Genomic DNA, 24,233 nt, shown 5'->3' with positions numbered 1-24,233 from the left:
TCATAATCAAATTAGAAAAAATTAACATAAAATTTCGACTAATCCTTTAGTTATTATGATTTTTTTTATGGATTTTTCCAATTCAGGCATCTAAGCCTGCAACCGAAAACAATGAGAAAACTGACTGCATTTTTGCTTTTGTTGTGCTTTATGGCAACAAAGAAAGCATTTACACAAAACTCCTCCCTTAAAGGTACGGTTGTTGACACTACCAATAAAGTAATTCTGAAGGATGCTGTCATTACCTTGCTCGACCGTAAAGACAGCAGTCTGGTAAAATTTACCAGGGCCATATCAGATGGCTCATTTATTATGAAAGACATCGTACCGGGTCGCTACATTGTTATGATCAGCTACCCTGGTTATGTTGAAATGATGGATACGCTTCTATTGAAACCGAATGATATAAACAACTTCAATGAGGTTGCACTTAATACACGGGCGCATATTTTAGAGGAAGTAATCGTAAAACAAACAATTGCTCCCATTCGGTTTAAGGGAGATACTTTGATTTTTACGGCTGACAGTTTTAAAGTTAAGCCTGGCGCAACAGTGGAAGATTTATTAAAAGTATTACCTGGCTTTACGGTAAATAGTAAAGGAGAAATAACTGCCCAGGGGCAACAGGTTCAAAAAGTATACGTGGATGGGGAAGAATTTTTTGGTGATGATCCGACAATGGCCACACAGAATCTAAATAAGAAAGATGTAGCACAGATTCAGGTATTTGATAAAAAAACAGATCAGGCCACATTAACTGGTATTGACGACGGGGAAAAAGAAAAAGCCATCAATATTGTATTGAAAGAGGATGCCAAAAAAGGCTATTTCGGACGAATAGAAGCTGGATCTGATTTAAACAAATATTACCAGGGAAAAGCCACTGCGAACCGGTTTACCAGCACCATGAAAGCAGGAGGCTATATTGGTGTTGACCGAACGGGAAGAAATTCTATGACTTGGGAGGATATGGAAAATTTTGGTGGATTTACTCCAGTTGAGGAGAATGGAGAAACCTACCTGATGTTTGAAAATGACAGCTATAGTTTTTTCAATTCACAAGGCATTCCGGAAAATTTACAGTCGGCCTTTATGCTGAATAAGAAGTATGGTAAACTAAAGAACAATACTGCTAACAATTACAACTTTAACCGGCAATTTATTGCAGGCAACAGTTACAACAACTCACAATACATTCTTCCTGACACGCTGTATTATTACAATCAATTTAACAGCAATAAAAGCACCCGATCAAAACATGGTTTTAGCACCAGGAATGAATTAAACATTGACTCCTTTAATACCATCACTATTAATGCTAGAGCTGGCTTTACCAAAAGCAGTGGTTCTTCATTTGGTACTACCGAATACTTATCGGAAGAGAAAATGCAGGTGAATAACAGCGAACGCACTAGTTCTACGGATGGCACCAATAACCAAACAAGTGCTGATATTTTCTATAAAAGAAAGTTGAACAAAACCGGAACCAAATCATTCACCCTCAATGGTGGTTTTACCAACAATACTATGGACAATATAGGCTACCTGAGAAATGCGATTAACTATTTCAGTAATGGCATACTTGATTCAACGCAGGTAATAGATCAGCTTAAAAGGAACAATAATAAAAGTACTTCTTATAAGCTCCTTTCCAGTTATATACAACCACTGTCTAAAAAAGCTGCGCTGAACCTGAATTACTCCTTAAATGTTTCCAATAGTGAACAGGATATCAGGACATTTGAGAAAATGAATACTGGCAAATACGATTCGCTAAACACCCGTTTCAGTAACCATTTCATTTTCAAAAGTATTTCTCATCGCGGAGGAATTACTTACACTTATAATGGAAAGAAAATTTATTTCCGTGCTGGTCTTGCGATGCAGGATCTGTCTATTCGTCAAACCAATCTGATTATAGATTCCTCATACGCTCGTAATTTTATAAACTTTTTCCCCAGTTCCAATTTCAGGTGGAAGTACTCACAATCAGGAAGTTTCAGTCTGGGGTACAGCGGTAGTACACAACAGCCACAACTCTCACAGTTGCAGCCCATATTAAATAATACCGATCCATTAAATTTAACCATCGGTAACCAGGATCTTAAGCCTTCGTTTAACCATTCTTTCAACTTTAGCCTCAATGATTATAAAGTATTAACCAGTGCCAGTAAATCGGTTTGGGGATATATCAATTTCACTGAAAATGCATTCAGCTCAAAAACAGTGGTAGATAACAAGGGTGTAAGAACCACACAAACGGTTAATGTTAATGGTAATTACAATTATTACCTGAGCATTGGCTATGGAAGAAAAATAAAATTCCTGAAACTGAATTACCGACTCTCTCCGAGAATCAGTGGAAGCAGGTTTAAAAGTTTTGTAAATGGATTGGAGAATACTACCAATACCATTTCAATTTCTCCCTCGGTGAGCATTTCAAAAAATATCGAGAAAAAACTAGATGCCTATTTAAGTTATAGCCCTACTTATACCAGTTCTAATTCAACAATCAATCGAGGACAACAAACCCGCTACTGGATTCAGAATATTAATTTGGAGTTTTCTTATACAATTTTGCAGGGTTTTCAATTTAACAACAATATCCAGGCTAACTACCGTCAGAAACTTTCTCCGAATGACAGAAACAATAATGCTTTTATATGGAACATTAGTCTTGAGAAGAAAATTTCAAAAAAGAAAGACCTGACTGCACTATTGTCTGTAAACGATTTATTGAATCAACAAATTGGGTTTAACAGAAATGTCAGCAGTAATTTTATTTCAGAAAGCACATACGATATGGTTCGGCGGTATGCGATGTTCACGATCCGTTGGAAATTCAGTAAAAACAGAAAACAAAATGATGAAGATGAATAACAACCGCTCCTATTTTACCTGCTTTGTTATTTTATTGCTTTTTTTCAATATAAAAACGAATGCACAGGTGCAATTCCCCAGACAGGGTAAAATAGAATTTGAAAAAAAGCTCAATATCCATAAGGAAATTGAGGGCGATAGTTTTTACGACAGCTTTAAAGATAAAATCTCAAAGTTTCAGACCACCTATTTCAACCTTTATTTTAAAGACGGGAAAACTTTATACGAAAAGGGGCGAGATAATGATGAGAAGATTATGTATTGGGGCGAGGATGAAACTACAGATGATATCGTTTATGCAGATCTGGAGAATAGCACTTTTGTAAAAAAGCAAAAGGTTTTCGAGGAAACTTTTCTAATCAGCGATTCCATTCGAACAATAAAATGGCAGATTACTACTGAAACAAGAGATATCGCTGGCTTCAGTTGCAGAAAAGCAACCGGCATTATTTTAGACTCTGTATACATAATTGCTTTTTATACCGATCAGATACCAGTGAGCGGTGGTCCACTCTCCTATGCCAAGCTACCCGGAATGATATTGGGGATCGCAATTCCAAGGATGAATATTACGATTATGGCTACCAAACTCGAGCTTATAGAACCAAAAACCGAAAAACTGATGCCCCCAACTTCAAACAGGGCGAAAAAAACAAATTATGCCGGTGTAATTGATCAACTAAGAAAATCGTCTTTATCTGGCTGGGGCAGTTATGGGCGGAAGTATTTGTTGAAATCACTTTTATAAGAAACCTCTTTATCCTTTATTCCAACCTTCCGTCAGTTTATGACTCCTTTAATAGGATAAAAAAACTTGACGTTTTTTGACTTATTAACTTTATCATTTATAAGAAACATATTCAAATAACGAAAAATATTAACATTATTTTTCAACTAATTAATTAGTTATTATGTTTTTTTATGAAATTTTCTGTTTTAGGCATCCTTAATTGCAACCGACTACAATGAAAAAACTGACTACTTTTTGCCTGGTATTGGCTATTGCGGCCTTTACAAACGTTTATGCACAAAATAATGGCTCCCTTAAAGGCACTATTATTGACTCTTCCAATAAAGTAAACCTGCATAATGCAGTGATTTCACTTTTGAGACCCAAGGATTCCGTATTAGTAAAATTTGTCCGTTCAGACCAGCAGGGACAGTTTGCATTCAGCAACCTCCCTTCTACCAAGTATATCATGGTGGTATCTTATCCGGATTATGCGGATTTTGTAGACGAATTAGATCTCACCACACAATCACAAAAATCGTTGGGAAATATATATGTAACTACCAAAGCACATTTGCTTGAAGAAGTGGTAGTCAGACAACGCCTTTCCGCCATACGGATGAAGGGTGATACGATGGTATACAGAGCAGATAGTTTTTACGTTGGCCCCAATGCCAATGTTCAGGACCTCTTAAAAAGAATGCCAGGCATTCAGGTAAACTCAAAAGGAGAAATTACCGCTCAGGGACAAAAAGTAGAAAAAGTATTGGTTGACGGTGAGGAATTCTTTAGTGACGACCCTGCAGTGGTTACCCAGAATCTAAGGGCAGATGCGGTAGAAAACGTACAAGTATTTGATAAGAAAAGCGATCAGGCTGTTTTTACTGGCATTGATGATGGGCAAACCAAGAAGACACTCAACTTACAATTGAAGGAAGACAAGAAAAAAGGATTCTTTGGAAAAGTGGAAGCTGGCTCAGATTTTGATCGTTATCGCTACGGAAAGGGAATGTTGAATGCTTTTAAAGGTAAAAGAAAGATTGCCGCCTATATAACCAACGATAATACCAAATTTGAATCGCTCAACTGGAATGAAAGAAGCAATTACGGCTCAGGTATGGGTGACAATATGCAGATAATGGAAGATGGGGGAATTATGATTACCGGTGGTGGCGGTGATGACTTTTCTTATGGTCAAGGCTTACCTACTTCCACAACCGGAGGTTTATTATTCACCAACAAATGGAACCAGGATAAGCATAATATCAACACTTCCTATCAATTTAATAACCTCAACGTAAAAGGCAGAACACAAACAATTACACAAAATATTTTGCCAGATACTACTTTCACCAATACACAAAATCAGGATTTCGTTAGTGATAGAAGGAGAAACAGAATTACCAGCAAGTATGATTTAAGAATAGATTCTACCAGCACCTTAAAAATGTCTTTAACAGGCTCTATTATTAGTAATAGAAATGCCAACAACTTTTTAAGCAAGGCAATTAGTGAAGAAGGTCAAATCATTAACCAGTCTGACCGTACAACTACTAATGATGGTGAAGACAGGAATCTCCTGGGTTCATTACAATGGCAAAAACGTTTGAAGAAAAAAGGCCGAACCATTTCTTTCAGTGGTGACTTCAATGTAATGAATAAAAAGAATGATGGTTTCTTATTTGCCAAGAACGATTTCTACAACAAAACAGGCTCTCTTGTTCGTCAGGATAACCTTGATCAGTTAAAAACCAATAAGGAAGCATTATCTGGAGTAAACGGTAGATTATCATATACCGAACCTCTTTGGAAAAACACTTTCATGGAGTTAAACTATCGCTTCGCATTTAACAGAAACGATGCGGAAAGAAAAACACTGGAGAAAACAAGTCCGGGTGGCAAATATGAAAACCTGATCGACACACTTAGCAACCACTTTATCTATAATAATAATAACCATACAGGTGGTTTTACCATAAGACTGAATGAGAAGAAATTCAGCATTGCCGGTGGTGCATCTTTAGGAGTTTCTAAATTCAACCTTGATGATGTTAATAAGGGTGCTAACAGAAGTATTCAGTTTACCAATTTCTTACCGACTGCCAATATTATATTCAACCCTAAAAAGCAACGAAGAATCAATATCGGTTACAATGGAACTACACGCAACCCAACATTGCAACAGATACAACCATTTGTTGATAATATTGACCCTCTGAATATTACCATTGGTAACCCAAATCTTAAACAAGAATTCAGACACAATTTTAATCTAAGCTTTAGCGATTATAAAGTATTAAAGAGCAGGAATATTTATCTAAGTGCTAATTTCAGCACAACCAATAACGCCATTACCAATGCAAACTTTATAGATACATTGGGCAGAAGAATCAATCAATCTATAAATGTAAACGGAAATTATAATGGTTCAATGTGGAGCAGTTACGGATTTGAGATCTTTCCTTCTTATAATTTGAACTTTGGTTTTTCACCACAGATCTCAAGGTTTGTAAACGTAGTAAATGGACTAGAAAACATTAGTAAAAACAACTCGCTTGGAATTAATTTAGGTATTAATCACTGGTCTGAAAAGAAATTTAATTTTTATGTGAGTTTTGATGCACGTTATAATAATTCAAGCTCTTCTATCCGACCAAATGCATCAACAAAATATTGGTCTTATTCATCATGGGCCGATTTAACACTTAAACTGCCAGCTAAATTTGTTTTCAATACTTCAGCTCAACTTACGATGTACCAAAAAACAACCGTTTTTGCCGGCAACAGCAATGTATATTTAGTAAATAGTTCCTTAACTAAAACCCTTGGAAAAAGCGATCAGTTCGAGATTAAACTGGCTATTAACGATATTTTCAACCAGAATCAAAATATCCAGCGTAATATAAGTACCAACTTTATTACTGAAACAGTTCGTCAGAATATCCAGCGCTTCTGGATGTTTACCCTGGCTTATAATTTCAGTAAAAACGGAAAACCAAACAACGGATTTTAATGTCTAATAACCAGATTATGAAAAATATATTCATAGCATTATTGCTACTCTCCACTACAGCAGGCTTTAGTCAAACCAGGTTTATTAGCTCAGGCCGTGTAGAATTTGAAAGAAAATACAACCAGCATAGCCAGTTTGAGGGTGAAGGCGAAGGACCTTGGATTGCGGAAATGAAAAAAATGTACCCGAAGATGGTGACAGATTATTATGAACTGAGGTTCAATAATGAGCGTTCTGTTTATCGGCTACTAAAAGAAAACCCGGATAATAAATACCTATGGATGGGTAAGCCTTCTGAATCTGATGTAACAATCAAAGACATCAATAAAGGAACTATTTCCATGCAAAGAGATGTATTTGAACAAACCTATTTGATTCAAGATAGTTTGCGCCAACTGGAATGGCGTATTACAGAAGAAACCCGCAATATTGCTGGTTTTGATTGTAAAAAAGCAGTGACAAAAATTTGTGATTCTGTTTATGTAGTCGCATTTTATACCGACCAGATTTTAGTTAACAGTGGCCCTGAAAGTTTTAGCGGCCTGCCGGGAATGATCCTCGGCCTCGCTGTTCCCAGACTACACACAACCTGGTTTGCTACTAAGGTTGAATTGGTTGACCCAACCCCTGCTCAGCTTTCTCCTTCACAAAAAGGGAAAAAAGCAAGCTGGACCCAATTGTCAACTGATTTAAACAAAGCAATGAAGGATTGGGGAACAGGTGCGGCACGAATTTTGTGGTCTTCTCAACTGTAAAACCAAACTGGGCGGCAATTAGCCCGCATGTGAGATGGAAGCTATACTGGGAAGTCCGGGGGTTTACCTGGTTAGATAGTTTTGGGGGTAATTACTACTAACCACAAACTCACGGACTTTCCTTATTTTTTGCCGCCCTTCTTAGCTTCAAGTGTAAGAACTTCATCTTGCCAGGATTCAAAACCAATATTCAATTAAACTGGTAGTCAATCCTATTTATTCCTCTTTATAGCTTCAAGCTCTGCTCTAAGCTTAACAAGTTCGGCCTGTAATTCAGATATGGAGGCTACTAATACAGGTATTAATCCTTCCATAGACACTTCTTTAACATGAGCCTGTTTGAATAAATTTTTTCCGGCAGTATAAGATATTGACCTGCTTTTTACCAATTGAGGGAAAACAGTTTCTACATTTTCAACATTGAAACCAAACTGTCTACCTGCTGGTAGTTTTAATGAGCGGTTATACTCCGTTTTAAATTCATATAATTCCGGTTTCAGCTTTACAAGTTGCCCCGTGGCATCGTTAACGGGTCTTATATATTTTTTTAATTCGGAATCGTTTAATTCCTGAGCCATCAAAGATTGGCTAATTCCACAGGTAATCAGTACGGCATAGATAAATTTCAGGGTAGGCTTCATAATATGGCATTTAGAAGGTCATCGAATACTGCAAAGAAACAGCATTAGGATTCCTTTTTTCTAAAATTCCTGTGAAATATTCTACCCGAAAAATACCAATCATCAGTTATTTGGTCTTCAGCCATTCAGGTGAGCTATCGGTTGGCGTATTGATAACAATTTCTATCCCGTTTGCTGTGACAAATTTTATCGCCATCATTGATAGATGAGATTCATATGGGCCTTCGAAAGTTATTTGCTGTGACTTTAACCTAATTATTACCGCCTGAAGATTGTCCGTAATAAAACTGATCCGAACGGCTCCGTTTCCAAGGTGATTAGCTACATTTAAATCTACTCCCTGATTTCCAGTATCAAAAACCGTCAATGTGTTTTCAGATAGTTTAACAGGAAGTTCCAAAGTAGTTGCTAATAAATCACTTATAACTACAGGATTATTCGCGCCCAGTTCTATTTCGTGAAGTCGCATTATTTATTGTTTTGACAATTCATTAGGGGATTGTTTTTTTACTCCCATCATCCCCCCCATCATTATTAATGCAGTGAGTATAATCACCTGTATAATCAGTGAATTATTAATCAATGGAATTTTATCTGCGGGAGCAATAGATAAAAATAATAAGATAGTGATCAACCCGCGCGGTGCAATAAAAAGAAGCGGGAACAAAGAGAGACCCGACAATTTTAATTGTAAAGCCCTTGTACCAAATATCACCACTACTACAATACCTGTCCATAGCAGCGTATCGGTATTAAGTAGTTCAGCAGTTTCGATCAGGTATCCAAAAACAAGGAAGAAAAATGTTCTGATCACAAATGCTGCTTCTGCGGCAATTTCTTTGAACTTGTGTACTTCCTTATTGAGATCATCTGGTTTTAATTTCGCTATCCATTTATTTTGTTTCAACTCGTCCAGATTCCCCACGAATATGCCGAATAACAATATGAATAATAGGGAAGGCAGGTGATAATGTTTGGAGATAATATAGATCAGAATTACCATCACCATTATTGGGATGAATTTGATATGGTGCTGAATTCGTCCAAGCAGGTAGGATAAGCCAACAGATGCAAGAAATGAAACCACCAGGATAATCACTAATTGCCAGCCAAAATGAAGGAATGCCGCACCGTTGATTACTTCGTTGAGGGCAACAAAATTAAATATAATGACTCCCACGATATCCGACAGACTACTTTCATAAGTTACAAATTCCCGGTTATAAGTATTTAGGTTACGGGCACTCGGAATGGCTATTGCACTGCTTATAATTGCAAATGGCAACATATTCACCAACGACTGCTTAAAAGGATAGCCTTCAAAATAATTAAAGAGCCAGGCTAATATTAACCCACTTATAATCAAAGGAAAGAAGGAAACAATGGTGGCTTTTCTGATAAGTGGAAGCTTTGATTTATTGATCTCCAGTTCCAGCGACCCTTCGAGTACGATTAATATTAGTCCTACAGTACCTAACAATGGAAGTAAGGAGGATAGATCAGGCACTTCAATGGTAAAGAAAACGGTTAGTTGCTTTAATATCCATCCAAGCAATAATAACAATATAACTGTTGGTATCCTCGTTTTAGCAGAGCTAATATCGAATAGATAAGCCAACAATATTAATACGCACAGGGTAATAATAATAGATGTAGTCATGCTAATTGCAATATAAGTTGCAATAGTCGTTTTTCATAATATTCAGGTTCGATAAAAGACAATTAACAAAATGGCTACTTATGCCTTTCAGGTTATTATTTTTTCAATTCAATAACGGCAAAGCCCTGGGCAGGAATACTTAACCCATCCTTATAAACTTTTTGCGTAAGCACATCGACTCCTGAAACAAACCCTTTTGTTCTTTCCTGATAATCAGCAAAATTCACTTGTTGCACATTGTTTCCAGTATTCATAATACACATTACCGTTTGCTTATCACTGTATCGAAAATATACATACAGTCCGTTTACAGGCAGGTATTGCATGGTTTTACCCACAGTCAGTGCCGTAGACTTTTTCCTGAACAAAGCAAGTTTCTGTACAAACTCAAATGCTTCCTGTTCTTTTTCAGTTCGGCCTGTTTTGTCAAATTTATTTTCCGCATCACCTTCAAACCCTCCGGGATAATCCAGTCTTACCATAGCGTCACTGGGGTCTTTAAAGTTTTTCATCAATATTTCCGTTCCGTAATAAATCTGTGGTATGCCCCTAAGGGTTAGCAGCATGCCTATCCCCTGTTTATACTTTTGCATATTTTCACCAGCAACAGAATAAAAACGATCCATATCGTGGTTATCCAGGAAGATGCAATTGTTGAGAGGCTGCTGGTATAAAATATCCTGCGCCAGTGTCATGTATAATTTATTCACCCCTTCTGTCCACCCAAATGGCTGATTAACGGAGGCAATCATTGCACTGTTTAAAGGAAAGTCGGTTACACCTCCGGCATTATGCTTAAAGGGAACATTCATATTATTCCGGGTAAAATAAGCACTCCCGGTTACGGTATTGGCCCATGCTTCGCCAAATACTGTTAAGGAAGGATACTCACGCAATAGTGCGTTATTGATATTATTCAGGAATGATTCATCGCAATATTTATAGGTATCTACGCGCCAGCCATCAATCCCAAATTCTTCTGTGCTCCATATGGCATGTTGAATTAAAAAATTGGCTACAAATGGATTCCGCTGATTAACATCGGGTAAGTGAGGCACAAACCATCCATCGAGCATTTGTTTTTTATCTTTTGTACTCGTGTAAGGACCAAAAATAGCCTCATCTCTATGATTAGACCCAGTATACAGCGGCCATCTATTGATCCAGTTAGGAGAGGGAGGTTCTAGTGCTATCCAACTGGTTGCACCTATATGGTTATAAACCGCATCCTGAATTAATTTCATTCCACGTTTATGCAAATCATCTGACAATGCGCGATAAGCACTGTTACCACCTAACCGGGGATCTACTTTGTAATGATCGGTAAACCAATAACCATGGTAACCACTCATCATTCCGGCATTCTCTTTATAAAGCGGCATATTATTTTCAATAACAGGCGTCATCCATAAGGTTGTAACACCAAGATTGGAAAGATAATCGAGGTGGTTTTGAATTCCTTTTAAATCGCCGCCGTGTCTGAGTAAAACATTATTTCTATCCGCTTCTGTATCCCTCAGATTCGGGAATTTATCATTTGTATAATCCCCATTACTAAACCGATCAGGCATAATGAGGTAAATAAAATCCTTCGAAGTAACTCCACTGGCAAATAATGTACCTCTGCCATTCCTTCTGGGTTTAATTTCCCATGATAATCTGATGGATGCACTTCCTTTTCTAACACCTACTATCTCTACTTTACCTGGTTTTGCGTCTTTAGAAATGACAATATCAAGACCAACATATTTTCCATTACTGAATCGGTGAGACCTCAATTTTTGTACTCCAGGATAATTAATTGTAAACTTATATTTCCAAAAAGCCGTATCCTCTGTCTTTAATATTAATTGTACATTATTGTATTGCATGTTTGCAAACCAATGTGTAGGATAAATGGTTACATTTTGTGCATTCAATTGATACACAATTACCATTAGCAATGCAATTGAAAGGATCTTTTTCATGCGGAAAAATACTAAATCAATATAGAAAAAAAACGAATTTAATTTATATGCGAATCAAGTGTTATAAGGGACATGGCATATAGCTCATTGATCATAGCTTATCTCGATAAACTATACGCGATGCCCCAAAAGCTTTAAGCAACTGATTCGTACTACAATCCTAGTTGGGCATTTTTTGCTGTTTTATCTGAATTGCCCCGGCATCATAAACAAACAATACGCTTATAGCCGCGCATAGCATGAAAAAACCGGCAAGAACAATAGCGTATATTGGTTGGCCATTATAAATATTCTTTACAATCCAGCCCCCGCCAATTCCATTTACAATTTGCGGCAGTGTTATGAAGAAATTGAATATTCCCATATAAATACCCAATTTCCCTGCCGGTATTGAGCCGGATAATATTACATAAGGCATTGCAAGTATACTACCCCAGGCCAGTCCAACACCAACCATGGAAAATTTAAGCATGGCAGGGTCCTTGATAAAATAAATGGAGATTAGTCCTACCCCACCCGCAATCAGTGAAAAAGCATGGGTACCTTTTCTACCTAAAAATTTGGCTACCAGAGGAATAAAAAGGGCATAAACGGCTGCCACCAGGTTATAGGTACCGAATGCAGAACTTACTGCATTGCCGGCACTATTGTATGCTACAGATCTTGTATCATCAGGTGATAAACCAAATACATGTGTAGCAACAGCATCGGTAGTAAACACCCACATGCTGAATAATGCGAACCAGGAAAAAAACTGCACCAATCCCAGTTGTTTCATGGTTTTGGGCATTTTTTTAAAGTCTTTGAATATTTCCCCAAGACCGGCTTTTTGTGAAGCTTCATCGGGTTTGCCGTGGTATTGTTCGTATTGAGCAGGAGGATATTCTTTTGAAAAGAAAACGGTTACCAGTATGGCGAAAATAAATACTGCGGCTCCAATATAGAATGCATATTTCACATTATCTGCAACACCAGATTCGCCAGCATCTTGTGAAAATCCGGCTTTGGCCAATAAGGAAGGCAATTCTGAACCAACAACCGCTCCCACACCAATCAAAAAAGTCTGTATGGCAAAACCGCTGGTTCTTTGTGTATCAGGTAAATTATCTGCAACCAATGCCCTGAAAGGCTCCATGGCCACATTAAATGAAGCATCCATAATCATTACGATACCGGCACCAATCCATAAAGCGGGTATTAACCCCGACATAGATCCGGCATTGGGAAGAAAAACAAGTGCTGCGGATGAAAGAAGTGCGCCTAACAGAAAATAGGGTTTTCTTCTTCCGATTCTATTCCAGGTTCGATCGCTGTAATGACCAATTAGCGGTTGAACAATCATACCCATAAGTGGAGCTACGATCCAAAACATGGGTAACTGATCAACATCTGCCCCAAAAGATCGTAGAATCCTACTGGTGTTGCCATTTTGAAGAGCGAAGCCAAATTGAACCCCTAAAAAGCCAAAGCTCATAAAGCATATTTGGGAAAGGGTTAAGCGTGGCTTAGGCACCAGACCTTTAGCAGTTGATGTAGGTGAGGCAGAACTGGCCATAACAATCGTTTTAATGTGTAATAATTACATTATTTAAATGTAAACCATTTTCACCATGATCAAACTACTATTCAGCCAAAAATAGCTGATCATCTATTTTCAAAACTTAGCGCCTGTTTAAAATTTAGATCACAAAACCATCTGGTAGAATTGCCAGTTTTTTCACTACAACAATTCCATCTTTCACTGTATACAGTGCATGATCGGTATTGGTAAGATGGCTTCCTCCGTTTATCCTGACATCATTTCCAATTCGGCAATTCTTATCGATGATAGCATCTTTAATATAGCACCTTTCGCCAATGCCAATTTTCGGCAAACCCTTTGAAGTATTCAGTGCCATTTCTTCGATGGTTTCATAATAATCGTTACCCATCAGATAACTGTTTACAACAGTAGTGCCATGACCAATCCTTGATCTTATACCAACCACACTTTGTTCAATTCTGCTGGCATGTATGATCGAACCTTCGGCGATAATAGTTTTCTCCAGGGTTGTTCCGCTAATTTTAGCCGGAGGTAACATCCTCGCCCTGCTGTATACTGTTTTAGTATTATCAAATAAATTGAAAGGAGGAATTTCCTGAGTAAGGGCCAGGTTGGCTTCATAGAATGAATAGATGTTTCCGATATCTGTCCAATAGCCATCATATTGAAAGCTGACTACTTTATAATTTTGGATAGAATCCGGGATGATTTCTTTACCGAAATCTGTAGCATTGGGATGCACTTCACTTAGCAGGTGATATAATGCTTTCTTGCTAAAAATATAAATACCCATCGAAGCCAGGTAATTCCTCCCGGCTGATTGCATCTCTGCTCCGGTATCACTTACCCAATCAGGCAGTAAATCCTTCTTAGGTTTTTCAATAAAGGAAGTAATATAATTTTCTTCGTTGGCTTTTAAAATTCCGAATTCAGGTGCGTCTCTTTCATTAACGGGAATGGTTGCAATAGAAATATCCGCCCCTTTCGTTTTATGCATTTCCAGCATTTCACTGAAATCCATCTGATATAACTGGTCACCGCTAAGTATTAGGATATATTCAAAATCCATGTTGGATATATGCCTCAACGATTGCCGAACTGCATCTGCCGTGCCTTGGTACCAACCTGGATTATCGGGAGTTTGTTCTGCCGCAAGTATATCTACAAAACCTGTACTGAAGGCACTAAAATGATAGGTGTTTTTAATATGCTTATTCAATGACGCAGAATTAAACTGCGTTAACACAAACATCCGGTTTATATTACTATTGATACAGTTACTGATGGGAATATCTACCAACCTGTATTTACCTGCAATAGGTACGGCAGGTTTTGAACGACTTGCTGTTAAGGGATACAGACGTGTACCAGCTCCACCACCGAGGATTACCGCTAACACTGATTTTGAGATACTATTCATATAGCTTGTTGTTTGTGTGTTAAATTGTTCGATATCAGATTGCAGATGTCAGATTTATTTCAACACCTATGCTCATTAATCATTTCAGGCTTTTGTAAACATTTATGTATTCGTCTACCGTATTTTCCCAGCTATGATCAATCTCCATCATCAACTTTCGCATTTTTGCCATTTGCGCACTATCTGTATAAACAGATACAGCCCTGTTGATTGAATAAATTACATCCCCCGCAGTTGCCTGGTTAAAACGGATACCAAAACCATCCGGGTCACCCATATCTACCACCGTATCCTGCAAACCACCTGTGCTTCTTACAATTGGTACAGTACCATATCGCATCGCATACATCTGGTTTAGTCCACATGGCTCTACCCTGCTTGGCATTAAAAGAAAATCGGCCCCGGCATACATCAGGTGGCTGAGAGATTCATCGTAGCCTATTACTACGCCAAAAACACCCTTAAAAGGCTCGGCCATCTGCTGAAATTCCCACTCTACGGTGGTTTCACCACTTCCCAAAACTAAAAAGCTGGCTTGTCCCTGCGTTTGGGCTATTGCTTCCCGAATAGCATAGGGTAAGATATCTGCTGCTTTTTCGCCTACCAGTCTTCCAATGAAAACAAATAATGGCTTTTCAATATCAAAGCCAAAACGCTCACATAAAACAGCTTTATTTTTCTCCTTACCTGCGGCAGTAGTTTTAATCGTGTAATGATGTTCGAGGTATTTATCAGTAGCGGGGTTCCATACTTCGTTATCAATTCCATTCAATATTCCTACACATTTCCCCCTTTCATATTCAAACAGTTTTTCGAGGCCATTTGAATTTGACCTGAGTTCATCCATATAACTCCAGCTTACGGTGGTAACTTTTGCTGCACATTTTATACCTGATGCCAGGGGATTGATAGATTCGTTCCAATCGAGCATTCCCCTTTTCCAAAGATCCCAACGGGGTATGTACCTGCTTTTATCCCAACCCATCCAGCCCTGGTATTGGGCATTGTGAATAGTAAGTACGGCTGGTATATGTTTTAACCGGTTATAATCATAACAGTATTGCATCATAAAGGGTATTAATCCTGTATGATAATCGTGGCAATGAATAATATCCGGCTGATGTTCCCAATGAACCAGCCAGTTTACAAAGGCAATTTGAAATGCGGTAAACCTTTCTGCATCATCTTCATACCCATAAATCTTATGTCTGTCGAGTAGTCCGTTTATGTCTATCAGGTACAGATCATAACCCAACTTATTAGTTTTTTCTTTTATTACGGTATACTCAAAAAACCAGTTCCCCAGATTTGATTGTCCTTTAAAGTCAACAGTCCATTCATTATCGTATAAAAACTTAGTTCTGTACATGGGCATTACCACTTTGGCAATATCCCCGGCTTTTACCTGATATTTAGGAAGTGCCCCAACTACATCACCCAATCCACCGGCTTTAGCAACCGGGTAACATTCGGCACTTACATGAATAATCTCCATGAATCGTTATTTAGCTGATTTGCTTTCAAGTTAGGAAGTAAAATGGTACTGTCAAATTCTACTTTAAAATTTTTCGGGCTAGATTTTCTCCTGTATTTTACACTCCACTTAAAACGACCGATTGTTATGAACCAACCAAAACAACCAACCAATACAAGTGCCCTTGCCACACTGGTCATTGTATTTTTCTTTTGGGGATTTATTGCTGCTTCCAATAGTATCCTCATCCCATTCTGTAAAACACATTTTCAACTCAACCAGTTTCAGTCTCAATTAATTGGTTCTGCTTTTTATGGCGCCTATTTTATTGGTTCTTTGATTTTGTTTATCTCTTCGAACATTTTAGGATATGATATTCTAAACAAAATAGGATATAAGAAAGGAATCATTTACGGCTTATGGATTTCAGTGGTTGGTGCTTTATTAATTATACCGTCTGCCAATGCCAATTCCTTTCCAGCATTACTTGGCTCTTTCTTTATAGTTGCATTGGGCTTTTCTTTACAGCAAACCTCTGCACAACCCTTTGCCATTTCATTAGGTGATGCCTCTACTGGTGCGCACAGGCTTAATCTTGCCGGTGGAGTAAATTCATTGGGAACCACTTTAGGACCAATCATTGTTAGCTTCTTCCTGTTTGGCTCTATTGGGGGCGACCATGCAGCCGTAACTGTTACCAATATCAATATTCTTTATATGATCGTTGCAGGTGTATTTGCACTTGTGGCATTGTTTTTCGCTTTCTCCAAATTACCGGATGGCAAGAATGATGAAAAGTTTGAAAAAGCCAATAAAGCGGCAGCTTCATTAACCATCATGACACTATTAATTGGAGCCATTATTGTTATAGGACAATTAACCGATGTACCAAAGCTTACTTTATTGTTAATCGCTCTTGTATCGGTAGTAGGTATTCTTTTTTACTCGAATGCAAGTGCCATAAAAAACAATACAGGATGGGGTGCCATGAAATACCAGCAACTGATCTATGGCATGCTGGGCATTTTTGTATATGTAGGAGTTGAAGTTACCATTGATAATAACTTTGGGGCATTATTGAAAACCCCTGGATACCTTACTGAAATGGGGCTTGATGAGAGTATGATCTCTAAATACATTTCTTTGTATTGGGGAAGTTTAATGATTGGTCGTTGGACAGGCGCCATCAGTGTATTTAATTTATCTGCTTCAATGAAGCGAATTATGACCATCATTGTTCCGTTTGTGGCATTTCTTATTGTATTAGGGGTTAACTCTCTATATGGCAGCGATATCCGTGACTTATGGGGTTATAGCATTTGTATTGTGTTTGCCCTCATCGCCTTCTTTTATGGTCAGGAAAAACCTGCCAAAACATTGCTGGCAGTTTCTGCTTTAGCTACAATAGCTATGCTTGTTGGTGTATTTACTACAGGTATCATATCAGTATATGCTTTAATGGCTGGTGGATTATGCTGCTCTGTTATGTGGCCTTGTATATTCTCACTTGGTGTTGGCGGATTAGGAAAATATACCAGCCAGGGATCGGCTTTCCTGATCATGATGATTCTTGGTGGGGCCATTATTCCTCCTTTACAAGGTGCTATTGGTGATATAGAATCAGTAGGTATGCACCAATCCTATTTACTTGCAGCCGCATCATTTGCTTTCCTTGGGTTCCTTGCTATCAAACTCAAAAAAGTATTGAATGCGCAGGGACTAGATTTTGATGCACAAGTAAGCGGTGGTCATTAATTTTGTGGAAGATAAATTTGAGTTGATATGGCTAGTAATGTGACATCTTTAGAGCCACTCGCAATTGGCATTGATATTGGCGGTACAGGTACTAAGTTTGGTATCGTAGACCGCGTTGGGAATGTTTTGTTCTCGAGTGAAATGTCTACTCGTTCACACTCCGAAGTAGAACCATTTATAGATGAATTATATACCCACCTTGCGGATCTTATTGTAAAAGCAGGTGGAATTGGAAGAATGAAAGGAATTGGAGTTGGTGCACCAAATGGTAATTTTTATACAGGCACTATTGAATATGCACCTAATCTTCCCTGGAAGGGCATTATCCCACTGGCAAAACTGATAGAAGATAAATTCAAATTACCTGTTACCCTTACCAACGACGCCAATGCAGCTGCTATTGGTGAAATGATGTATGGTGCTGCCAAGGGTATGAATGATTTTATCATGATTACATTGGGTACCGGTGTGGGAAGTGGCATTGTTGCCAATGGCAAACTTGTTTATGGGCACGATGGCTTTGCCGGTGAATTAGGACATACCATCATTATTCCCGAAGGGCGATACCACGATGGTACTGGCAAAAAAGGATCACTTGAAAGTTATGCATCAGCAACAGGCGTAAGACTAACTACCATAGAAATCCTTGAAACAAGTGATCGACCAAGCTTATTACGCAGTATACCCAAAGAAGAACTTGATTCAAAAAAAGTTTATGAAGCTGCTATGCAGGGTGATGAATTAGCGAAAGAGATTTTTGAATATACGGGTAAAATCCTGGGACTCGCACTTGCCAATTTTGTGATGTTTTCGAGTCCTGAAGCCATTGTTTTATTTGGCGGACTTACTAAAGCCGGAGATCTGATACTTAAGCCTACCCGCGAAAGCATGGAAGACAATCTAATACAGGTATTCCAGAATAAGGTGAAAATACTCGTCAGCCATCTCAAAGAATCTGATGCAGCCATTCTTGGGGCTTCAGCGCTTGTTTGGGAGAAAAATTGATCTTGAAGGAGCTATGGACTATGGTCCATAGTCCATAGCTCCTTTTCTTACAATATTTTAGCGCTGTTTATTGCTGATAATAAAAACTGCGGGAACGGGTCTTTGTCCGGTTTTATCACTCGGCTTTATGGTTTCCTTTCCATTGATCAACAGGCAACTGCTGCCTCCTCCATCAAGATTTAGAGCCTCATAGCATCCGATACTTTTAAGTAGTGCTGCTGTTTGTTTTAAACTTGCCCCTTCCGCTTTCCCTGGAAAACGACCTTCTATAGCCAAAAAAATCAGCTTCCCATCCAGGGTATACCCCATTGCAGATCTGGGATGCTTATCATCAATTGCTTTACCGGCGAATTTAATTTCCTGGTTATTGGTAATACTTATGTCACCATTTTGAACCAATACCGGTCCGCCACCAACAGCAGTTTGCATTTTCCATTTTTTAAAATCTCCCTTTTGTAACATAACTGCTGCGGATGGATCAGCAATACTGTCTTTGAATGGATTAATGACTGTTTGACTTGCATAAGCCATTGATAAGGCAGAATCAGTATAAAGCCAGGCAATATCTGCTTTTCTTTTTTTGCTGATACCTATTGCACTGCCAAATGGATGGCGATAGGTTAAGGTATCTTTTCCTTTGCCTGGGAGTGAATGTTGGTGATAGGAAATCAGTTGATTATTGCGGATAACAACATTCAGGTTACTATTGTGAACGAACTCAAAAAAGGTGGTGTTCATTACCAGTAGCGGCTGTTTATTGCGTTCAAAATATTCAATTGGTGTGTAACGCTTACCAAGTCCGGTATCTGTGGTTAAGGAAAGTTTTTTATTGTTCAGGTCAACGCTTACATAAAAAGCAATATTAGGTTTCCCATCTAACGAATCGGTTGTTTTATAGACATGTACAGATGAAGGCAAGGGCTGAAACAATGCATCTACATTCGTCCATGTAACCTGTGCGAAGGAAATATTTGCCATCCCGAAAAAAAACAGGAGTGCGAGTAGTGTTGTTTTAATCATATTAAATGAAAGTATCTTGAATGCAGGTAAATATAAATGCAAACGCCGGAAAAATTCCGGCGTTTGCATTTATTTATTGGGCAATCAATTGTTCTTTTTCTTCTTTCCACTTATTTATTCCCCATCCTTTTATCACGTGCTTCTCACTGTGGTAAGAGGAACGAACCAATGGACCACTTTCCACATAATCAAAACCCAACTCATAGCCAATTTCTCTTAGTTCAGCGAATTCATCAGGGTGAACAAATCTTTGTACAGCCAGATGTTTCTTGGTGGGTTGAAGGTATTGTCCAAGTGTAAGCACATCACAACCAACATTAACCAGGTCTTTCATGCTTTGAATAACTTCTTCTTTCGTTTCACCCAACCCTAACATCATACCGGTTTTAGTGCGCATCCCGCCTTCTTTTAATAACCGGAGCACTTCAAGACTTCGATGGTATTTGGCCTGTACCCTAACCTGTTTTGTTAAGCGTTCAACGGTTTCCATATTATGGCTTACTACTTCGGGGGCAGCGTCAATAATACGTTGTACCTGATCTGCATTTCCTTTGAAATCTGGGATTAGTGTCTCAAGTGTAGTGTCAGGATTCAGGCTTTTTACCGCCTTAATGGTATTGTACCATATTATTGATCCGCCATCTTTCAACTCATCTCTGTCAACACTGGTTAACACCGCGTGTTTTACTTTCATAAGGTGAATTGCTTCCGCAACTCGCTGTGGTTCATCCCAATCAACTGGCTCAGGTCTACCGGTGGCTACTGCACAAAAGCCGCAGCTACGGGTACAAACATTCCCCAATATCATGAAAGTGGCCGTTCCTTCCCCCCAGCACTCGCCCATATTGGGACAGTTTCCACTTTCACAAATGGTGTGCAGTTTATGGGTATCAACTAGTCCACGTACATGTTTATAACTCTCTCCAATAGGTAATTTAACCCTAAGCCATGAGGGTTTTTGTATTTTGGAACTAACCGGATCTATTTTGGAAACAACTGGTAACTCTTGCATCTGACGCCTTTTTTTAGTCCTTAAACAGAAAAATCACTGGAAAAACAAAACAATAACAATCTGTTACTGTTCAAATAAACTTCAGACTTACGGTCTTTCCGACTTTCGGACTTTCAGATGCAAAAATAAGTCACTTTCGCTTACCAAACGTGAGGGCTACATATGCGTTGAAAAAGAGATTTTTCTCCTTATTCAGGAGTAATATGGGCATTTTTTGGGAATAAAACTCTGCATTTAACCCTACTTCAAGCGCTGACAACACCTCATTATACCGCCCATAATCGAATCGAAGGGCCGTTCTTACATGGGCTCCCGGAACAAACTTGATTTCCCCAAAACCCTTGGTCAAAGAGCCTCTTCCCAGAATTATAGTCGGATCCAGGAACAGGTTATCATTGTTATCGTATTTAATCTGCTCTTGTTTATTGGTATTGGGATTTTGGATTTCGATATAATAGGGTTTCAATAAACCTGCAGTTAAACCTCCCCCATAGATGGCAGAAACGGCTACTCCGTTCTTATTTCCTTTTCCGCCAATGAGTCTTTGTTGACCAAAACCTAATTTAAGGTTATAAAAATTATTCCTTTTTCCGTAAACATAGCTTGATACAATCAGGAAGCCACCGGACGCACTAATTGTGGGAACTTTTTCTTCTTTAGGGTGTTTATGTTCCCCAAATTCCAGCCACCATAGGTTGGTTTTAGTAACTGTTTTGTATTTACCATGTTCATAGAACATGCCCCATCCATCGGTATTGAATTTAAAACTGAATGACCCCTGCTTATTAAAAACCAGGGCTCCCTCCTCCTCTTGTTTGATCATTTGATTGATCTTTTCCTTTCTCTCGGCTTTTTTCCTGGCCTTATCTAGTTGAGCCGGTGTTTGAGATTTCTGCTGTGCGGAAACCGCCATTGACCCAAAGAGACTAACAATAATAAATAGCTTCTTCACTTCCATTAGATTTGTTACTTGTAAATTTATAGCAAAATTGACGCAATGACTTCACAAATTATTTATAAAGGTGAGTTACGTACAATCGCAACCCATCTTCAGAGTGGAACCAGTATTGAAACCGATGCCCCTACAGATAACCAGGGTAAGGGTGAACGATTTTCACCTACCGACCTAGTAGCTACAGCACTAAGTGCCTGCATGGTAACTACCATGGCCATCAAAGCCCGGACAATGAATATTGATCTGGATGGCACCCGTATTGACACCACAAAAATCATGTTAAGCGATCCTCGCAGGATCGGTAAAATCATAGCCCATGTTTATTTCCCATCTACCCTTCAATTAGACGATAAAACCAAAGAAATCCTGGAAAGAACTGCCCGCACCTGTCCGGTTGAGAGAAGCCTTCACCCCGACCTCGAACTGGATATGGCGTTTTATTGGTAAGCAGTTCCCACAAGTGCCTTAGTACAGCAAACAAATGATTCATAGCCGAAGCAGTTTGTTGCCTATGGCACAATCAAGGCAGCGCTTATTAACACAATATTGCGTATTCAGCTCGATCAGTGACTGCGAATCTAGTGCACATCGGTTATGGATACCAGCCGATTGCCAATACCTGGTAATCCTGTTTTGCTCAGGTTCTAAAGCATAGAGCCACTGTAAAGCCCTTTCCTTATATATCTGTTGATCAGTAGCTTGCCCATAAGTAAAGACCATAGGTATCGCTACATTAATTAACAGGTGAAGGGTCATTTGTTGTCCGAGCCATTTCATGGATGGCGTGGTTAACTCATCAAACCTGTAATGACTTGTCCAATACTGACTAGCTTTTACGTGAAAAAGTTGCATGAGGTTGTCTGTTGAGGCTGTATCCCTCAATTTTGAAAAAATGCTTTCATGATGGTGCAATAAGGCAGCTAATTGCGATAAACGCAGTGTTGGAAACGAGGCAGGCCGCATACGTAAAAAAGCAGGTTGACCAGCAGGTGGAACTAAATGATATTTACGTTGTAAATGGAGATAGGTTCTGAATAATTGCATTGGGTATGCATCTTTTCTTTTTTTAAGTAAAAGATGCGCTTGTCCAAAAAGCAGTGCCTCAAGTTCCTCTGCTGAATTTCTATGCCTTTGTATGATGGTATATGGGATACTTCTGGCTAGTTGCTCAAAAAAAAATGCATTGGTTTTTGAACCGAATCCCATAGCTAGCTGTCGCCAAAATACTTCATCCCAATGATTATCTGTTTCCGTTAAGAAGTTAGTGATGAGAAGGGATTTTCTTTCCATCCTTTCTATTGCAATCCGCTCTTTCCATGCATACCAGGTTAATTCGTTAACCGCAGGTAAAAAATGATGACAGGCTACCCTGGTGGTTATTTCCATCATTTGTTCATAACGCTCGAGTAAAGCACCTTTTACCCTTCCATCTAAAACAAGTGTTGGAATTGCCTGGCCATATTGATCCAAAACCACTATATCTGCATCCCAAACCACATGCAAAATAACCCCGCTATAATTTGGATCGTTATCGTGCTGGTGCTTATACCATTCAGATGCATTCACATGTAATTCGATATTGCCTACCCATATGGTATTATCCAATTGAATTTTAGCAGCGGTAAAATCAGGTCCCTGGTGATGGTTAAGAAATCCGGGATGTATAATTTTTAAACTCCCTCCGGAAACAAGCTGCAGGTGGTTTTTGTTATAATGTTGGTGTTGCCAGATAAACTGCAATAAACGTTCATTCATATTCCAATAGTTTTGCAGCAAACTACTGGCAAATGGATTGCGGGATATACCTGATTATTTGTTGACTATAATTCTTGCAAGGCTTTAACCACCCTGCTTACCGGCAAGCCCATTACATTGTAAAAATCACCGTTGATAGATTGAATACCAATTACTCCAATCCATTCCTGTATTGCATAAGCCCCGGCTTTATCATAGGGTTGGTATTTATCTACATAAAAAGCAATCTGATCTTCTGTCAAAGTGTTAAAACTTACCGAAGTAATATCAGCAAAAGCTATTTCTGATTTACCTGAAAGTATCACAACGCCTGTTATTACACGATGTGTCTGACCGGATAATTTTTTCAATGTTTCTAAGGCCTGATCTCTGTCTGCAGGCTTACCAATGATTTCATTATTTAAAACAACTATTGTATCAGCAGCTAAAATGGTACGATCTGCATATTCACCATGGTAGGCTTCCTGTAAATGTTTACGAACAGTCAATGCTTTTTCCCTGGCAATAAAAACCGGCACTTCTTCTATTTCAAGAGATTCCGGGAAGGATTCATCTGTTGACTTAACGACCACTTCAAAAGGAACTTCAGCCCACTCCAATAGCATTTTTCTACGCGGAGATTGTGAAGCCAGGATGATTGATTTCATG

Annotated in this window: 19 protein-coding genes; 7 read left to right on the top strand and 12 right to left on the bottom strand. The window is 38.7% G+C overall.

Features of this window, described 5'->3' with window-relative positions:
• Positions 1–150 precede the first annotated feature (150 nt).
• From ACH30E_RS05800 to ACH30E_RS05785, 4 genes are all read left to right on the top strand, one after another.
• The gene (locus tag ACH30E_RS05800) at positions 151–2,880 is read left to right on the top strand and encodes a TonB-dependent receptor (RefSeq protein WP_490847329.1); all 2,730 of its coding nucleotides are present in this window, start codon (positions 151–153) and stop codon (positions 2,878–2,880) included.
• Positions 2,873–3,628 carry a GLPGLI family protein gene (locus ACH30E_RS05795; RefSeq protein WP_490824007.1) on the top strand — a complete coding sequence of 252 codons (756 nt, stop codon included), beginning with the start codon at positions 2,873–2,875 and terminating at the stop codon, positions 3,626–3,628. Before ACH30E_RS05800 ends, ACH30E_RS05795 begins: the two co-directional genes overlap by 8 nt.
• A gap of 217 nt (positions 3,629–3,845) precedes the next feature.
• Positions 3,846–6,623 carry an outer membrane beta-barrel family protein gene (locus ACH30E_RS05790; protein WP_490824006.1) on the top strand — a complete coding sequence of 926 codons (2,778 nt, stop codon included), beginning with the start codon at positions 3,846–3,848 and terminating at the stop codon, positions 6,621–6,623.
• A 17-nt stretch (positions 6,624–6,640) separates the two neighbouring features.
• On the top strand, positions 6,641–7,378 hold the full coding sequence (locus ACH30E_RS05785; RefSeq protein ID WP_490824005.1) for a GLPGLI family protein: 738 nt from the start codon (positions 6,641–6,643) through the stop codon (positions 7,376–7,378).
• A 212-nt stretch (positions 7,379–7,590) separates the two neighbouring features.
• Here ACH30E_RS05785 and ACH30E_RS05780 read toward each other — a convergent pair whose 3' ends face one another.
• The 7 genes from ACH30E_RS05780 to ACH30E_RS05750 form a co-directional block, all read right to left on the bottom strand.
• Positions 7,591–8,019, bottom strand: coding sequence for a tail fiber domain-containing protein (locus tag ACH30E_RS05780; protein WP_490824004.1), 429 nt, complete (start codon positions 8,017–8,019; stop codon positions 7,591–7,593).
• A 106-nt stretch (positions 8,020–8,125) separates the two neighbouring features.
• Positions 8,126–8,488, bottom strand: coding sequence for a hypothetical protein (locus ACH30E_RS05775; protein ID WP_490824003.1), 363 nt, complete (start codon positions 8,486–8,488; stop codon positions 8,126–8,128).
• 3 nt (positions 8,489–8,491) lie between these two features.
• Positions 8,492–9,679 carry a cation:proton antiporter gene (locus tag ACH30E_RS05770; RefSeq protein ID WP_490824002.1) on the bottom strand — a complete coding sequence of 396 codons (1,188 nt, stop codon included), beginning with the start codon at positions 9,677–9,679 and terminating at the stop codon, positions 8,492–8,494.
• Positions 9,680–9,774: 95 nt separating this feature from the next.
• Positions 9,775–11,646, bottom strand: coding sequence for an alpha-amylase family glycosyl hydrolase (locus tag ACH30E_RS05765; protein ID WP_490824001.1), 1,872 nt, complete (start codon positions 11,644–11,646; stop codon positions 9,775–9,777).
• A gap of 160 nt (positions 11,647–11,806) precedes the next feature.
• On the bottom strand, positions 11,807–13,201 hold the full coding sequence (locus ACH30E_RS05760; RefSeq protein WP_490824000.1) for an MFS transporter: 1,395 nt from the start codon (positions 13,199–13,201) through the stop codon (positions 11,807–11,809).
• A gap of 124 nt (positions 13,202–13,325) precedes the next feature.
• Positions 13,326–14,609 carry a glucose-1-phosphate adenylyltransferase gene (locus ACH30E_RS05755; RefSeq protein ID WP_294992366.1) on the bottom strand — a complete coding sequence of 428 codons (1,284 nt, stop codon included), beginning with the start codon at positions 14,607–14,609 and terminating at the stop codon, positions 13,326–13,328.
• Positions 14,610–14,688: 79 nt separating this feature from the next.
• Entirely contained in the window at positions 14,689–16,104 is a 1,416-nt protein-coding gene (locus ACH30E_RS05750; RefSeq protein WP_294992369.1) for a glycogen synthase, read from the bottom strand.
• Positions 16,105–16,230: 126 nt separating this feature from the next.
• On the opposite strand from ACH30E_RS05750, the gene ACH30E_RS05745 reads away from it, so the two are divergent.
• Positions 16,231–17,838, top strand: a complete 1,608-nt coding sequence (locus ACH30E_RS05745; protein WP_490823999.1) for an MFS transporter — start codon at positions 16,231–16,233, stop codon at positions 17,836–17,838.
• 27 nt (positions 17,839–17,865) lie between these two features.
• Complete coding sequence (locus ACH30E_RS05740) at positions 17,866–18,843, top strand: ROK family protein (protein WP_294992376.1); 978 nt, start codon at positions 17,866–17,868, stop codon at positions 18,841–18,843.
• Positions 18,844–18,900: 57 nt separating this feature from the next.
• Here ACH30E_RS05740 and ACH30E_RS05735 read toward each other — a convergent pair whose 3' ends face one another.
• From ACH30E_RS05735 to ACH30E_RS05725, 3 genes are all read right to left on the bottom strand, one after another.
• Positions 18,901–19,863, bottom strand: coding sequence for a phosphodiester glycosidase family protein (locus tag ACH30E_RS05735; protein WP_490823998.1), 963 nt, complete (start codon positions 19,861–19,863; stop codon positions 18,901–18,903).
• A 73-nt stretch (positions 19,864–19,936) separates the two neighbouring features.
• Complete coding sequence (lipA, locus tag ACH30E_RS05730; RefSeq protein ID WP_294992381.1) at positions 19,937–20,875, bottom strand: lipoyl synthase; 939 nt, start codon at positions 20,873–20,875, stop codon at positions 19,937–19,939.
• A 130-nt stretch (positions 20,876–21,005) separates the two neighbouring features.
• Positions 21,006–21,827, bottom strand: a complete 822-nt coding sequence (locus ACH30E_RS05725) for a hypothetical protein (RefSeq protein ID WP_294992384.1) — start codon at positions 21,825–21,827, stop codon at positions 21,006–21,008.
• Between the two features lie 45 nt (positions 21,828–21,872).
• On the opposite strand from ACH30E_RS05725, the gene ACH30E_RS05720 reads away from it, so the two are divergent.
• Positions 21,873–22,277 (top strand): OsmC family protein, encoded by a 405-nt coding sequence (locus ACH30E_RS05720; RefSeq protein ID WP_294992386.1) that lies wholly within the window; start codon positions 21,873–21,875, stop codon positions 22,275–22,277.
• 39 nt (positions 22,278–22,316) lie between these two features.
• Here the strand turns inward: ACH30E_RS05720 and ACH30E_RS05715 are convergent, their stop codons facing one another.
• Positions 22,317–23,585 carry a DUF2851 family protein gene (locus ACH30E_RS05715; RefSeq protein ID WP_490823997.1) on the bottom strand — a complete coding sequence of 423 codons (1,269 nt, stop codon included), beginning with the start codon at positions 23,583–23,585 and terminating at the stop codon, positions 22,317–22,319.
• Between the two features lie 65 nt (positions 23,586–23,650).
• Positions 23,651–24,232: a Maf family nucleotide pyrophosphatase gene (locus tag ACH30E_RS05710; protein WP_294992392.1), complete on the bottom strand. Its 582-nt coding sequence runs from the start codon at positions 24,230–24,232 to the stop codon at positions 23,651–23,653.
• Position 24,233: the final 1 nt, after the last annotated feature.

The organism is Sediminibacterium sp. FW305-C-61 (assembly GCF_058231065.1).
The sequence above is the reverse complement of the archived record's forward strand: the minus strand, read 5'-3'. Positions and strand labels throughout refer to the sequence as shown.

Bases quoted from the DNA above. Each gene is read 5' to 3' on its own strand.
- ACH30E_RS05800 (WP_490847329.1), top strand. From the start codon at position 151: ATGGCAACAAAGAAAGCATTTACACAAAACTCCTCCCTTAAAGGTACG.
- ACH30E_RS05795 (WP_490824007.1), top strand. From the start codon at position 2,873: ATGAATAACAACCGCTCCTATTTTACCTGCTTTGTTATTTTATTGCTT.
- ACH30E_RS05790 (WP_490824006.1), top strand. From the start codon at position 3,846: ATGAAAAAACTGACTACTTTTTGCCTGGTATTGGCTATTGCGGCCTTT.
- ACH30E_RS05785 (WP_490824005.1), top strand. From the start codon at position 6,641: ATGAAAAATATATTCATAGCATTATTGCTACTCTCCACTACAGCAGGC.
- ACH30E_RS05780 (WP_490824004.1), bottom strand. From the start codon at position 8,019: ATGAAGCCTACCCTGAAATTTATCTATGCCGTACTGATTACCTGTGGA.
- ACH30E_RS05775 (WP_490824003.1), bottom strand. From the start codon at position 8,488: ATGCGACTTCACGAAATAGAACTGGGCGCGAATAATCCTGTAGTTATA.
- ACH30E_RS05770 (WP_490824002.1), bottom strand. From the start codon at position 9,679: ATGACTACATCTATTATTATTACCCTGTGCGTATTAATATTGTTGGCT.
- ACH30E_RS05765 (WP_490824001.1), bottom strand. From the start codon at position 11,646: ATGAAAAAGATCCTTTCAATTGCATTGCTAATGGTAATTGTGTATCAA.
- ACH30E_RS05760 (WP_490824000.1), bottom strand. From the start codon at position 13,201: ATGGCCAGTTCTGCCTCACCTACATCAACTGCTAAAGGTCTGGTGCCT.
- ACH30E_RS05755 (WP_294992366.1), bottom strand. From the start codon at position 14,609: ATGAATAGTATCTCAAAATCAGTGTTAGCGGTAATCCTCGGTGGTGGA.
- ACH30E_RS05750 (WP_294992369.1), bottom strand. From the start codon at position 16,104: ATGGAGATTATTCATGTAAGTGCCGAATGTTACCCGGTTGCTAAAGCC.
- ACH30E_RS05745 (WP_490823999.1), top strand. From the start codon at position 16,231: ATGAACCAACCAAAACAACCAACCAATACAAGTGCCCTTGCCACACTG.
- ACH30E_RS05740 (WP_294992376.1), top strand. From the start codon at position 17,866: ATGGCTAGTAATGTGACATCTTTAGAGCCACTCGCAATTGGCATTGAT.
- ACH30E_RS05735 (WP_490823998.1), bottom strand. From the start codon at position 19,863: ATGATTAAAACAACACTACTCGCACTCCTGTTTTTTTTCGGGATGGCA.
- lipA (WP_294992381.1), bottom strand. From the start codon at position 20,875: ATGCAAGAGTTACCAGTTGTTTCCAAAATAGATCCGGTTAGTTCCAAA.
- ACH30E_RS05720 (WP_294992386.1), top strand. From the start codon at position 21,873: ATGACTTCACAAATTATTTATAAAGGTGAGTTACGTACAATCGCAACC.
- ACH30E_RS05715 (WP_490823997.1), bottom strand. From the start codon at position 23,585: ATGAATGAACGTTTATTGCAGTTTATCTGGCAACACCAACATTATAAC.
- ACH30E_RS05710 (WP_294992392.1), bottom strand. From the start codon at position 24,232: ATGAAATCAATCATCCTGGCTTCACAATCTCCGCGTAGAAAAATGCTA.